The 12287-nt window shown below is 71.9% G+C and carries 12 protein-coding genes; 6 read left to right on the top strand and 6 right to left on the bottom strand.

Features of this window, described 5'->3' with window-relative positions:
• Positions 1–37: 37 nt before the first annotated feature.
• The 3 genes from ispF to AC07AZ_RS11990 form a co-directional block, all read right to left on the bottom strand.
• Positions 38–535: a 2-C-methyl-D-erythritol 2,4-cyclodiphosphate synthase gene (ispF, locus tag AC07AZ_RS12000; RefSeq protein ID WP_478846487.1), complete on the bottom strand. Its 498-nt coding sequence runs from the start codon at positions 533–535 to the stop codon at positions 38–40.
• Positions 525–1277, bottom strand: a complete 753-nt coding sequence (ispD, locus tag AC07AZ_RS11995; RefSeq protein WP_478846485.1) for a 2-C-methyl-D-erythritol 4-phosphate cytidylyltransferase — start codon at positions 1275–1277, stop codon at positions 525–527. The genes ispF and ispD overlap by 11 nt, the downstream gene beginning before the upstream one ends.
• A 331-nt stretch (positions 1278–1608) precedes the next feature.
• Positions 1609–2091: a CarD family transcriptional regulator gene (locus AC07AZ_RS11990; RefSeq protein ID WP_003953493.1), complete on the bottom strand. Its 483-nt coding sequence runs from the start codon at positions 2089–2091 to the stop codon at positions 1609–1611.
• Positions 2092–2827: 736 nt separating this feature from the next.
• Between AC07AZ_RS11990 and AC07AZ_RS11985 the strand changes: the two genes are divergently transcribed.
• Positions 2828–3469 carry a copper chaperone PCu(A)C domain-containing protein gene (locus tag AC07AZ_RS11985; protein ID WP_478846483.1) on the top strand — a complete coding sequence of 214 codons (642 nt, stop codon included), beginning with the start codon at positions 2828–2830 and terminating at the stop codon, positions 3467–3469.
• 130 nt (positions 3470–3599) lie between these two features.
• Here the strand turns inward: AC07AZ_RS11985 and phoP are convergent, their stop codons facing one another.
• Together phoP and phoR are read right to left on the bottom strand one after the other, a co-directional pair.
• A complete protein-coding gene (gene phoP / locus AC07AZ_RS11980) occupies positions 3600–4271 on the bottom strand; it encodes a two-component system response regulator PhoP (protein ID WP_004000192.1) in 672 nt (223 codons plus the stop codon).
• A gap of 5 nt (positions 4272–4276) precedes the next feature.
• The gene (gene phoR / locus AC07AZ_RS11975) at positions 4277–5551 is read right to left on the bottom strand and encodes a two-component system sensor histidine kinase PhoR (RefSeq protein WP_478846481.1); all 1275 of its coding nucleotides are present in this window, start codon (positions 5549–5551) and stop codon (positions 4277–4279) included.
• A 224-nt stretch (positions 5552–5775) separates the two neighbouring features.
• On the opposite strand from phoR, the gene phoU reads away from it, so the two are divergent.
• The 4 genes from phoU to AC07AZ_RS11955 all read left to right on the top strand — a co-directional run bounded on the left by phoU (position 5776) and on the right by AC07AZ_RS11955 (position 9694).
• Positions 5776–6465 carry a phosphate signaling complex protein PhoU gene (gene phoU / locus AC07AZ_RS11970; protein WP_478846479.1) on the top strand — a complete coding sequence of 230 codons (690 nt, stop codon included), beginning with the start codon at positions 5776–5778 and terminating at the stop codon, positions 6463–6465.
• Between the two features lie 166 nt (positions 6466–6631).
• Complete coding sequence (locus AC07AZ_RS11965) at positions 6632–6790, top strand: hypothetical protein (RefSeq protein ID WP_478846477.1); 159 nt, start codon at positions 6632–6634, stop codon at positions 6788–6790.
• Positions 6791–7450: 660 nt separating this feature from the next.
• Positions 7451–8395: an RNA polymerase sigma factor SigJ gene (gene sigJ / locus AC07AZ_RS11960; protein ID WP_478846475.1), complete on the top strand. Its 945-nt coding sequence runs from the start codon at positions 7451–7453 to the stop codon at positions 8393–8395.
• Positions 8396–8497: 102 nt separating this feature from the next.
• Positions 8498–9694, top strand: coding sequence for an NAD(P)/FAD-dependent oxidoreductase (locus AC07AZ_RS11955; RefSeq protein ID WP_478846473.1), 1197 nt, complete (start codon positions 8498–8500; stop codon positions 9692–9694).
• A 312-nt stretch (positions 9695–10006) separates the two neighbouring features.
• Here the strand turns inward: AC07AZ_RS11955 and AC07AZ_RS11950 are convergent, their stop codons facing one another.
• On the bottom strand, positions 10007–10768 hold the full coding sequence (locus tag AC07AZ_RS11950) for a phosphoglyceromutase (RefSeq protein ID WP_478846471.1): 762 nt from the start codon (positions 10766–10768) through the stop codon (positions 10007–10009).
• A 152-nt stretch (positions 10769–10920) separates the two neighbouring features.
• Here AC07AZ_RS11950 and AC07AZ_RS11945 point away from each other — a divergent pair, with 152 nt between their 5' ends.
• Positions 10921–12243 (top strand): MDR family MFS transporter, encoded by a 1323-nt coding sequence (locus tag AC07AZ_RS11945; RefSeq protein WP_478846469.1) that lies wholly within the window; start codon positions 10921–10923, stop codon positions 12241–12243.
• Positions 12244–12287 lie beyond the last annotated feature (44 nt).

Below are 12287 nucleotides of genomic sequence, written 5' to 3'. Positions count from 1 at the left end.
CCCGCGCGCCCGAGGGGACCGGCGGCCCGCGGGCCCGTCAGCCCGTGCGCACCACCAGTGCCGTGGCCACGGCCATCAGTCCCTCGCCGCGGCCGGGGAAGCCGAGCCCGTCGGTCGTCGCGCCCGACACCGAGACAGGCGCGCCCGCCGCCGCCGAGAGGATCCTCTGGGCCTCCTCCCGGCGCTTGCCGATCTTCGGCCGGGGGCCGACGACCTGCACCGCGACGTTGCCGATCCGGAACCCGGCCGCCCGCACGATCCGGGCCGCCTCCGTCAGCAGCGTGACGCCGGACGCGCCGGACCACTCGGGCCGTCCGGTGCCGAAGTGCTGTCCCAGGTCACCCAGCCCGGCCGCCGAGAACAGCGCGTTGCAGGCGGCGTGCGCGACGACGTCCGCGTCGGAGTGGCCGGCGAGCCCGGTGCCCTCGCCCTCCCACCTGAGGCCGGCGCACCACAGTTCGCGACCCTCCTCGAAGGCGTGGATGTCGGTGCCGATGCCGACCTGGGGCAGCGGCGGGAAGTCGTCAGAAGCCATCGTTGAGCCTCCGGCGCGCCAGGACCGCCTCCGCGAGCAGCAGGTCCAGCGGGCGGGTGACCTTGAAGGCCTCCTCGTGCCCGGGCACCACCACGACCTTCAGCCCCAGCTGCTCGACCATGCTGGCGTCGTCGGTGACGTCGTCGCCGACCGTCTCGTGCGCCCGGACCAGCGTCGCCCGGTCGAAGCCCTGCGGGGTCTGCACCGCCCGCAGCCGTGCCCGCTCCGGCGTCGCGACGACGGGCTCCGGCTCGCCCGGCACCGCCGCCGGTTCGACCTGCTTGACGGTGTCCGCGAGGGGCAGCGCCGGCACCACGGCGGGGGCGCCGTCGCGTACGGCCTCGATCACGGCGTCCACCGTGTCCACCGGCACCAGCGGCCGGGCCGCGTCGTGCACGAGCACGATGTCGTGGCCGGGCGGCAGGGCGTCCAGGCCGAGCTTCACGGACTCCTGGCGGGTGTCACCGCCGGGGACGACCAGGAAGTCGGTCCGGTCGGGCAGGGCGTGCGTGTCCAGCAGGGACCTGACCTCGGCGGCTCCGTCGGGCGGGGCCACGACGACGACCAGGGAGACGGCACGGGAGGCGGCCATGGCGCGCACCGCGTGGATGAGCATGGGCGTCCCGTTCAGCGCGCGGAGCGCTTTGGGGGCACCCGGACCAAGGCGTACGCCCCGGCCGGCGGCCGGAATCACGGCGGCGGTACGGGCCCCGGCGGGTGAAGGGCGCGGTACGTCAGACATCGGTTCCTGTCAGGTTTGTGTGCCGAACCTACGTGGGTATGGCCAGGAGGAGTGCCGGGCGCGACGCCTGACCGGACCCTTCCGTGACCCCGGTCCAGGCGGCAGCCCGGCCCCGGCACACCAAGTATCGGGGCCCCCATCCCGTGCGTACGGACTTCGGGTACGGCGTCCGGGACCACGGTGGCTCGTCAGGGACGGCTCGCCTCTCCCGCCGTCCACAGTCGGCATCCGGGCATGAACATGCCGCAGCGCCCGGCGACAGGACTACGTCATCGGGCACCGCGGCATTTCACTGTGCGCTGGGCTGAGCAGGCTGGCTGCCGGCGTCAGTTCAGGACGCGAGAACCTCGTCGAGCAGGGCCTCCGCCTTGTCCTCGTTCGTGTTCTCCGCGAGAGCGAGCTCACTCACCAGAATCTGGCGGGCCTTGGCGAGCATGCGCTTCTCACCTGCGGAGAGTCCGCGCTCGCGCTCACGACGCCACAGGTCACGCACGACTTCCGCGACCTTGATGACATCGCCGGAGGCGAGCTTCTCCAGGTTTGCCTTGTAGCGACGCGACCAGTTCGTGGGCTCCTCGGCGTACGGCGCGCGCAGCACCTCGAAGACCCGGTCCAGTCCGTCCTGACCGACCACATCACGCACGCCCACGAACTCCGCATTGTCCGCTGGCACACGCACCGTCAGGTCACCCTGGGCGACCTTCAGCACCAAGTAGGTCTTGTCCACGCCTTTGATCTGGCGAGTTTCGATAGCCTCGATCAGCGCGGCCCCGTGATGGGGATAGACCACGGTGTCGCCAACCTTGAACGTCATGTGACAGGTACCCCTTCCGTGGCTATCCAGAGTAACACGGAAACGGCGGGTTCTGAATGGCGTTTTCGCAGGTCAGGGCATATCTCGGGGCTTGACAACAGCAACAGGAACGTGCTGCGCGGGCCGAGCGGAGGAAGGTATTCGCAGGTCGGAGCCACTGTCCGGGGGAGGCGAAACCCGTACGTCACACACGCCGGGAGACCCCTCCCAGGAGGCGAACATCCCCAAATGTCCGGTTGCAAGCGTGCGACTTCCGCTACTCCGTTCGGTGTGCGCGGCGGGTACGGGACGAATCCGGAATTGATCACGTCGGCCGGCGGAACACCCGGGGAAGGCCCGGCGGATGCGTCGCGGAAGGTCCGGCAGAACGCACGGTTGAACACGCGTCGGAAGGTACCGGGAACGCCCGGCGGAACGCGCCCCGGAACGTCCGGCCCGGCAGTCGTTGATCAATTCCCGGTACGGCCGCGCATTCCTCCGCGGAAAATCCGCGGTCCGGTGCGCGCGGTATGCCTGAGCTCTTATGTGAATGGCGGACGAGTGCCCGGTCAATGCGCCTCCGGAGCGCTTGTGAGCACGTGCGCCGCACCCCGCGCGCCCCGGCCGGCCGGAAAGACGGGCCCGTGGGGAGGGTCGGGTGCGGCCCGGCGGGAACGGCTCGGTAACCTGAGGCCGCTGACAGTCACTTAGCGCGGCTTTACGGCCGCCCCGCTCAAGTCAAGGAGTTGCCGCCGCCGTGAGCAGCAGCCTTCGACGCGGCGCCCTCGCCGCCGCCGCCACCGCGTTCTCGATCGCCGCGCTCTCCGCGTGCGGGGCCGGCACCGACGCGCAGACCCTGGAGGTCAAGCCGGACAACGCGGAGACGACGGTCGGTGACATCAAGATCCAGAACGCTCTTGTCATCACCCAGCCCGTCGCCCAGTCCCCGGGTCCGGCCGTGGTCTCCGCCACCCTCTACAACAACGGCTCCACCGACCAGACCCTGGACGAGGTCAGCGTGGCCGGCGACGGCAGCGCGAAGCTCATGCCCGCCAAGGGCAAGGGCAAGCTGACCATCCCGGCCGGCGGTCACGTCATCCTCGGTGGCTCGGGCAACGCCTCCGCCGCGCTCACCGACCCCGGTGAGGGCGTCCGGGACGGCAACGCGCAGAAGATCACCTTCACCTTCAGCAAGACCGGTGACGTGAGCCTGCGTGCCTTCGTGGTGCCCGCCGACTCCTACTTCTCCACCTGGGGTCCGACGACCGTCCCCTCGGCGGCGGACAGTTCCTCGCCGAAGGCGAGCGCCTCCGGCAAGCCGTCGGGTGACGCCTCCGCCTCCGGGTCGCCCACCCCGTCGGACTCGGCCTCCGCGAGCGCGTCGGCCACCGGCAACTGAGCGGTCGTAGAACAGAGCCGCCCGGCAGACACGGGTACGACGGAAGGGCGGGACCTCCTCACGAGGTCCCGCCCTTCCGTCGTAGGCGTCGTCACGTCCCTTCGCCGTCAGGCCACGGGGACGGGCCGGCCTACGGCTCGAACTTGTAGCCGAGGCCGCGGACCGTCACGAGGTACCGCGGGGCGCCCGGGTCCGGCTCGATCTTGGCGCGCAGCCGCTTGACGTGGACGTCGAGGGTCTTGGTGTCACCGACGTAGTCGGCGCCCCAGACCCGGTCGATGAGCTGCATGCGGGTCAGTACCCGGCCGGCGTTGCGGAGCAGCATCTCCAGGAGGTCGAACTCCTTGAGCGGCAGGTCGACCTTGGAGCCGGAGACCGTGACGACATGGCGGTCGACGTCCATCCGGACCGGGCCGGCCTCCAGCGCGGCCGGCGTGACCTCCTCCGGCTCGCCGCGACGGCGCAGGACGGCCCGGATTCGGGCGACCAGCTCGCGTGAGGAGAACGGCTTGGTGACGTAGTCGTCGGCTCCTATTTCCAGACCGACGACCTTGTCGATCTCACTGTCCTTGGCGGTGACCATGATCACCGGCACGTTGGAGCGGCCGCGCAGCTGGCGGCACACCTCTGTGCCCGGCAGACCGGGCAGCATCAGGTCGAGGAGGACGAGGTCGGCGCCGTTGCGCTCGAACTCGTCCAGTCCGTCGGGCCCGGTGGTCGCCACGGCGACCTCGAAGCCCTCCTTGCGGAGCATGTACGACAGGGCGTCGGAGAAGGACTCCTCGTCCTCGACGACAAGCACTCGGGTCACGGAAGGACCTCCGGGGCGGGAAGCGGTTCGTACGGGGGCGTGTGGGGGTGTGCGGAAGAGGACCGCCCGGGCTCGTCGTCGAGTCCGTCGTGGGCGGGGTGCTGCTGGGCGCGGTCTCGGGCCGCACCCGCCTCCGGCAGCCGCAGGGTGAACGTGGAGCCCTGACCCTCAGAACTCCACACCGTGACCTCCCCGCCGTGCGAGGCGGCCACGTGCTTGACGATCGCCAGCCCGAGGCCCGTACCACCCGTGGCACGGGAGCGGGCGGGGTCGACGCGGTAGAAGCGCTCGAAGATGCGCTCCTTGTCCTTCTCGGTGATGCCGATGCCCTGGTCGGTCACGGCGACCTCGATCATGTCACCACCCTGCGCGGTGAGCCTGCGGGCGGCTATGCCGACCCTCGTCCGCGCGGGCGAGTAGTTAACGGCGTTCTCCACCAGGTTGCCGAGGGCGGCGGCGAGCTGCCCCCGGTTCCCCCAGACGTGCAGGTCGGCGGTGCCGCCGGCGGCCATGGTGATCTGCTTGGCGCCGGCCTGGTGCCGGCAGCGGTCGATGGCCTCGGCGACCAGTTCGTCCACGCGGACGGGTTCGGCGTCCTCCAGCGGGTCGTCGTTCTGGACCCGCGAGAGATCGATCAGCTCCTGCACCAGGTTGGTGAGCCGGGTCGCCTCGATCTGCATGCGTCCGGCGAAGCGCTGCACCGCGTCGGGTTCGTCGGCCGCGTCCATGACGGCCTCGGACAGCAGGGACAGCGCCCCGACGGGCGTCTTGAGCTCATGGCTGACGTTGGCGACGAAATCGCGCCGTACCGCCTCTATCCGCCGGGCCTCGGTGAGGTCCTCGACAAGCAGCAGAACGAGCCGGGAACCGAGCGGGGCGACTCTGGCGGACACGGCGAGTGCCTCACCGCGGCCGGTGCCCCGCCGCGGCAGGTCCAGTTCGACCTGGCGTATCTCCCCGTCCCGCCGGGTGTCCCTGGCCATCAGCAGCATGGGCTCCACGGAGAGCTTGCCGCCGCGGACCAGCCCGAGGGCATACGCCGCGGAGCTGGCCTTGACCACGGCGTCCGCCTCGTCGAGGACGACGGCCGAGGAGCGGAGCACGGACAGGACCGTGTCCACGCCCGGCGGAAGGACCGGGTCCGTGTGCAGCGATGTCCTGGTCGGTCGCTTCTGGTCGCGTTCGCTCCAGCGGAACGCCAGCACGGCGATGACACCGGTGAGCACCCCGGCGATCGCCGCCGCTGCGGCGACCGCCGCGTTCACGTCCATGGGCCCAGGTTAGGCATGGGATCCGTCCCGGCCACAGCCATCCGAGTGCGACCTCGAACACTCGTCGCCCAGAGTTCACCTAGGAGCCAGTGTTGGTTCATTTGGGGTGACGGAAACCGACGCGTACAGGCCCGAACGTGGGAACGTGGGGATCGCACCGCCGGTTTTCAGCCGGAACCCCGGCCCCCGGAGCCCCCGAAGATCACGTAGGAGAGGGAACCCAGATGCGGGACGCGTACCACGAGGAACTGGATTCGATCGGCGACGGACTGGTGGACATGGCCCGGCTGGTCGGCTCGGCGATCGGGCGCGCCACGACGGCCATCCTCGACTCCGACCTGAAGCTGGCCGAAAGCGTCATCGAGGCCGACAAGAAGGTCGACGAGCTTCAGCACGACCTGGAGGCCCGGGCGATAGCCCTGCTGGCGCGCCAGCAGCCGGTGGCGACGGACCTGAGGATCGTCGTCACGTCACTGCGCATGTCGGCCGACCTGGAGCGCTCGGGCGACCTGGCCCAGCACGTGGCCAAGCTGGCCAGGCTGCGCTTCCCCGAGCGGGCCATCCCGCACGACCTGCACGCGACCATCCTGGAGATGGGCCAGCTCGCCCAGCGCCTGATGGCGAAGGCCGCCGAGGTCATCATCACCAAGGACGTCGACCTGGCCCTCCAGCTGGAGCAGGACGACGACGAGATGGACCTGCTGCACCGCACGCTGTTCCAGCACCTGCTGGACGACAAGTGGAAGCACGGCATCGAGACGGCCGTCGACGTGACCCTGCTCGGCCGCTACTACGAGCGCTTCGCCGACCACGCGGTCTCGGTGGCCAAGCGCGTGGTGTTCCTGGTGACGGGCGAGCACGCGGACGCCGTCCAGCAGGACATCCAGTCCGTCGCCGGGGTCGAGGGGGCCTGACCCTCCCGGGGCGATCCCACGCGCCGCCCGAGCCGGGTGAGGCGGGAGTGGCGGAGCGGGGTGACACGGACCCGCTCCGCCCACGCGCGAGCCACCGTGCGCCGTTGATGCGCCCGGCCGGGCGGGCGTCCAATGGGCGCAGGCACCAGCCTCCAGGGAGGGACCCATGGCCGAATCCCCCAGCACCCCCGCGCCCGACCCCACGCAGGAACGCCGGACCGATCAGCCCGCCGAGATCACCAGCCTCCCGCTCTTCGGCGCGTGCGGCTGCGGCTCGGGCTGCGGCTGCGGCTGCCAGTCCGGCAACCCCTGTCAGTGCGGCTGAGCTGTCAGTGCGGCTGAGGCTGCCATCCGGCAACCCGGCCGGCGCGGCTGAGGCTGCCATCGGCAACCCGGCCGGCGCGGCTGAGGAGATCCGCGAGGCCGTGGCGGACGTAAGGCGTCGAGGACGGCGCCGGACATCACCGCCGTCGGTGCGCACGGGGATCTGCTACGTCGTCGAAGGGCTCCGGTGCGGGAAGGCGCCGGGGCCCTTCGTGCTGCCGGTCGGTGTGGGCCGGTGTGAGGTGGGGATCGGCGCGTGGCGGGGGCCGGTGTGAGGTGGTCCCCGACGGGTGGGGGCGGCCGGAGCCTGGTGCGGCGTGAGCCGGGCGGGGCGTGGACTGGTGTGGGCCGGGCGGGGCGCGAACTGGTCTGGGCCGAAGCCCGGGACGGTGTGCGGCGTGAGCCGGGACGCGGCGTGAGCCGGGACGCGGCGTGAGCCGGGACGCGGCGTGAGCCGGGACGCGGCGTGAGCCGGGACGCGGCGTGAGCCGGTGTACGGCGTGAGCCGGTGTACGGCGTGAGCCGGTGTACGGCGTGAGCCGGTGTACGGCGTGAGCCGGTGTACGGCGTGAGCCGGGCGGGACGCGGACTGGTGCGGGCCGAAGCCCGGCGCGGTGGGCGGCGTGGGCCGGGGCGGGGTGCGGGAGTTAGGATCCGGGCCATGGCGCTGACCGTGGACGATGTGGACCGGTTCGAGGCGTCTCGGCGCCGCCTGGAGGCCATCGCCTACCGCCTTCTCGGCTCGGCGAGCGAGGCCGAGGACGCCGTACAGGAGACGTTCCTGCGCTGGCAGGCCGCCGACATCGACCACATCCAGGTCCCCGAGGCGTGGCTGACGAAGGTCCTCACCAACCTGTGCCTCAACCAGCTCACCTCGGCCCGCGCGCGGCGCGAGACCTATGTGGGGCACTGGCTCCCCGAGCCACTGCTCGCCGGGGACCCCATGCTCGGGCCGGCCGACACCGCCGAACAGCGCGAATCCGTCTCGTACGCCGTCCTCGCCCTGCTGGAGCGGCTCTCCCCCAACGAGCGCGCGGTGTACGTGCTGCGGGAGGCGTTCGGCTGCACCCACCGGGAGATCGCCGAGATCCTCGGCATCACCGAGGCCGCCGGCCAGCAGATCCTGCACCGTGCCAGGAAGCACGTCGCGGACGGCAGGGCGCGCAGCGAGGTCGACGCGGCCGCGGCCCGCCGGATCATCGACGAGTTCCTCGCGGCCGCGGCCAGCGGGAGGACCGAGCCGCTGGTCCGGCTGCTCACGCAGGACGCCGTCGCGGTCGGCGACGGCGGCGGGAAGGTCCCGGCGCGCGCGAAGGCGTTCGAGGGCGCCCTCGCGGTCGCGACCTTCATGCGGGGTCTGTTCAAGCCGGGCAAGGCCAAGCGGGCGCTGGTCGGCGGCTCGCCCGCGATGTACGCCACGACCGCCAACGGCGGCCCCGCCCTCGTGGCGGTCATCGACGGCCGGGTCATCGGCGTCACCTGCGTGGAGGTCACCGCCGAGGGCATCGCCGCGTTCCGCAGCCAGGTCAACCCCGACAAGCTCGAACGGGCGACCCGCCACTGGGCGGCCACCGAGCACGGCGAACCGCTGCTCACCGTCTTCTGACCCCCTACGGCGCCGGTGTGAGGTGCTTCACACCGCGTCCTGTCAGGAAACGGGGGGCCGCCCGGTTCAAGGGGCACATCCGCCCACGACAGGAGCAGGAACATGCAGCACCGCATCGTCGTCCTCGGAGCCGGATACGCCGGAGCCATCGCCGCCGGACGCCTCGCCAGGCGGCTGCGCCCCGAGGACGTCGCCATCACCCTCGTCAACGCCGAACCCGACTTCGTCGAGCGCGTCCGGATGCACCAGCTGGCGACCGGCCAGTACCTCCCGCCCCGGCCGCTGGCCGAGATGTTCGCGGGCACCGGCGTCGACGTGACGGTCGCCGAGGTCACCGGCGTCGACGTCGACCGCGGGACCGTCGCGATCAGCGGAGCGAACGGCGCGGAGGAACTGGGGTACGACACCCTCGTCTACGCCCTCGGCAGCGGCTGGCACAGCCAGGGCGTCCCCGGCACCACCGAGCACGCCCACGAGATCGCCTCCCGCCCCGGAGCACTCCGGCTGCGCGAGCGCCTGGCCGGCCTGGACGCCCAGGAGGCCGTGGTCGTGGTCGGCGGCGGCCTCACCGGGCTGGAGGCCGCGACCGAGATCGCCGAGGCACGTCCGGACCTCGCGGTCACGCTCGCCGCTCGCGGCGGACTCGGCGACGGGCTGTCGCCCAAGGGCCGGGGACACCTGCGGAAGGTCGTCGACCGGCTCGGCATCACCGTGCACGAGCACGCCGCCGTCACCGGCGTGGAGGCCGACCGGGTCACCCTCGCGGACGGCGGGTCAGTCCCCGCCGCGGTCACCGTGTGGACCGCGGGCTTCGCCGTGCACCCGATCGCCGCGGCCAGCACCCTGGAGGTCAGCGGCACCGGACAGATCGTGGTCGACGGGACCATGCGCTCGGTCTCGCACCCGCGGGTGTACGCCATCGGCGACGCGGCCCTGGCCATGGGCTCCACCGGCGAACCGCTGCGGATGTCCTGCGCCTCGGGCACCCCCTCGGCATGGCAGGCCGCCGACGCGATCGCGGCCCGTCTGACGGGCGGAAAGCTCCCGAACGTGACCCTCCGCTACTACAACCAGTGCATCTCGCTCGGCCGCAAGGAGGGCCTGATCCAGTACGTCACCGCCGACGACCGCCCCGTCCGCGCGGCCCTGACCGGCCGACTCGCCGCCCTCTACAAGGAACTGATCTGCAAGGGCGCGGCCTGGGGCGTCACCAACCCCACCCTCGGCCTCCCGACCGCCCGCCGCCGGATCACCCAGAACGCGCCCGTGGCGAACCCGACGACGGGGGCGAAAGCCTGACGGCCCCGCCCACCGTGCGGGCGCCTTCGGGGCGAGGGCGCCCACCCGATCGGGGAACTGCGGGGACTCGGCACGTGGCGCCTCTCGCCTTCCACCTCCGGACAGCCCCTGCCCCGGGAGTGCGGGTCCAACGGACCGGCGCAACCGGTCGGCGCGGGAGACGAGAGAAGTGAGGGAGCAACCGGAACCCGGCCTCCTCGGCTCCTGACTCCCGTCGGACCGACCCAACCGCTCAGGGCCCGACACGGCCCAGCGCAGCAACAAGCCCCCTGCTCGCGGGGAGGCCGCGGGCAGGGGGCTCGGAGCGTCGCGTTACTTCTTCTTGCCCTGGTTCTTGACCGCCTCGATCGCCGCCGCTGCCGCGTCCGGGTCGAGGTAGGTGCCGCCCGGGGTGAGGGGCTTGAAGTCGGCGTCCAGTTCGTAGGCGAGGGGGATGCCGGTGGGGATGTTCAGGCCCGCGATGTCGGCGTCGGAGATGCCGTCGAGGTGCTTGACGAGGGCGCGGAGGCTGTTGCCGTGGGCCGCGACCAGGACCGTGCGGCCGGTGAGGAGGTCGGGGACGATGCCGTCGTACCAGTACGGGAGCATCCGGATGACGACGTCCTTCAGGCACTCCGTGCGGGGGCGGAGCTCCGGGGGGATGGTCGCGTAGCGCGGGTCGTCCGACTGGGAGAACTCCGAGCCGTCCTCGATGGGCGGCGGCGGGGTGTCGTAGGAGCGGCGCCAGAGCATGAACTGCTCCTCGCCGAACTCCGCGAGGGTCTGCGCCTTGTCCTTGCCCTGGAGGGCGCCGTAGTGGCGTTCGTTCAGGCGCCAGCTGCGGTGGACCGGGATCCAGTGGCGGTCGGCGGACTCCAGGGAGAGCTGCGCGGTGCGGATGGCGCGCTTCTGGAGCGAGGTGTGGACCACGTCGGGGAGCAGGCCGGCGTCCTTGAGCAGCTCACCGCCGCGGACTGCCTCCTTCTCGCCCTTCTCGTTGAGGTTGACGTCCACCCAGCCGGTGAACAGGTTCTTCGCGTTCCATTCGCTCTCGCCGTGGCGGAGGAGGATCAGCTTGTACGGTGCGTCGGCCATGCGTATGAGCGTAATGGAAGGCTTCGACCGCCTGCGTGTCCGCTCGAAGGACGGACGGTTGACGGGATCTGTTAATCGAGTGGCCTGCCCCGATCGCCCCCTCGTAATGTGTGCCTACCGCCTGAGCCGCTTACATCCGTGGGGGATCCGCCATGTCCGTCGCCGCCCTGAGACGTGCCGCCCGCGAGAGCGTCTCCGGTCTTCCCCGGGCGTTCTGGTGGCTGTGGATCAGCACCCTCGTCAACCGGCTCGGCGCGTTCGTCGCCACCTTCATGGCGCTGTATCTGACCCTCGACCGCGGCTACTCCGCCTCGTACGCCGGTCTCGTCGCCTCGCTGCACGGGCTCGGCGGGGTCGTCTCCTCGCTGGTCGCCGGCGTGCTGGCGGACCGGCTCGGGCGGCGGCCCACCCTGCTCGTCGCCCAGGCGTCGACGGCCGTGTCCGTGGCTCTGCTCGGCTTCGCGCACGACCCGGTCGCCATCGCCGGCGTCGCCTTCCTCGTCGGCATGACCTCCAACGCCTCGCGGCCGGCCGTGCAGGCGATGATGGCCGACATCGTGCGGCCCGAGGACCGCGTCCGCGCCTTCTCGTTGAACTACTGGGCCATCAACCTCGGGTTCGCCGTCTCCTCCATGGGCGCGGGCTTCATCGCCGAGTACAGCTATCGCGCCGGGTTCCTCATCGAGGCCGGGATGACGGCGCTCTGCGCGGTCGTGGTCTTCCTGAAGCTGCCGGAGTCGAGGCCCGCCGTACCGGCAGGCAAGCAGGCGGCGGCCGGCGTCGGCCTCGGCACCGTGCTGCGCGACGGACGTTTCATGAGTGTCGTCGGGCTGTGCTTCCTCGTCGCCCTGGTCTTCCAGCAGGGCGCCGTCGGGCTGCCGGTGGCCATGGGCGAGGCCGGCTTCACCCCCGCCGACTACGGCATGGCGATCGGCGTCAACGGTGTCCTGATCGTCGTGCTCCAGATCCCGGTCACCCGTCTCATCGAACACCGGGACCCCAGGCGGCTGTTGGTCGTCTCGTCCCTGCTCGCGGGCTACGGCTTCGGGCTCACCGCGCTCGCCGGGTCCGTCGGCGTCTTCGCCCTCACGGTGTGCGTGTGGACGCTGGCCGAGATCGTGAACGCGCCCACGCAGACCGGTCTCGTCGTCCGCCTCTCCCCCGTTCACGGGCGCGGCCGCTACCAGGGCGTGTACACCCTGTCCTGGTCCGTCGCGGCTCTGGTGGCCCCCCTCATGTCCGGGTTCGTCATCGACCGGTTCGGCGCGGACTGGCTGTGGGGGCTGTGCGCGCTGGTCGGCACCGCGGCGGCCATCGGATACGGCCTGCTGATGCGCCGGCTGCCGGACGGGGGGCCCGCGGCGGCGACGGTGGGGACGACCGCGACCGCACCGGTACCGCTGCCGGCATCGGTACCGGCGGCAATCCCCGTTCCGGCCCCGGCCGACGGGGGGTCCGCCCCCGCCGCTCTCTGAGCGCGGCGGGGGCGGACCCCCCGTCCCCTCAGCGCGGCGGGCCG

The organism is Streptomyces sp. NPDC043878 (genome assembly GCF_056435735.1).
This window is presented reverse-complemented; position numbering and strand designations above follow the sequence as displayed.

Coding starts and splice junctions, on each gene's coding strand:
- phoU (WP_478846479.1), top strand. CDS start 5,776: ATGCGGGACGCGTACCACGAGGAACTGGATTCGATCGGCGACGGACTG.
- ispF (WP_478846487.1), bottom strand. CDS start 535: ATGGCTTCTGACGACTTCCCGCCGCTGCCCCAGGTCGGCATCGGCACC.
- ispD (WP_478846485.1), bottom strand. CDS start 1,277: ATGTCTGACGTACCGCGCCCTTCACCCGCCGGGGCCCGTACCGCCGCC.
- phoR (WP_478846481.1), bottom strand. CDS start 5,551: ATGGACGTGAACGCGGCGGTCGCCGCAGCGGCGGCGATCGCCGGGGTG.
- AC07AZ_RS11950 (WP_478846471.1), bottom strand. CDS start 10,768: ATGGCCGACGCACCGTACAAGCTGATCCTCCTCCGCCACGGCGAGAGC.
- sigJ (WP_478846475.1), top strand. CDS start 7,451: ATGGCGCTGACCGTGGACGATGTGGACCGGTTCGAGGCGTCTCGGCGC.
- AC07AZ_RS11945 (WP_478846469.1), top strand. CDS start 10,921: ATGTCCGTCGCCGCCCTGAGACGTGCCGCCCGCGAGAGCGTCTCCGGT.
- AC07AZ_RS11990 (WP_003953493.1), bottom strand. CDS start 2,091: ATGACGTTCAAGGTTGGCGACACCGTGGTCTATCCCCATCACGGGGCC.
- AC07AZ_RS11965 (WP_478846477.1), top strand. CDS start 6,632: ATGGCCGAATCCCCCAGCACCCCCGCGCCCGACCCCACGCAGGAACGC.
- AC07AZ_RS11955 (WP_478846473.1), top strand. CDS start 8,498: ATGCAGCACCGCATCGTCGTCCTCGGAGCCGGATACGCCGGAGCCATC.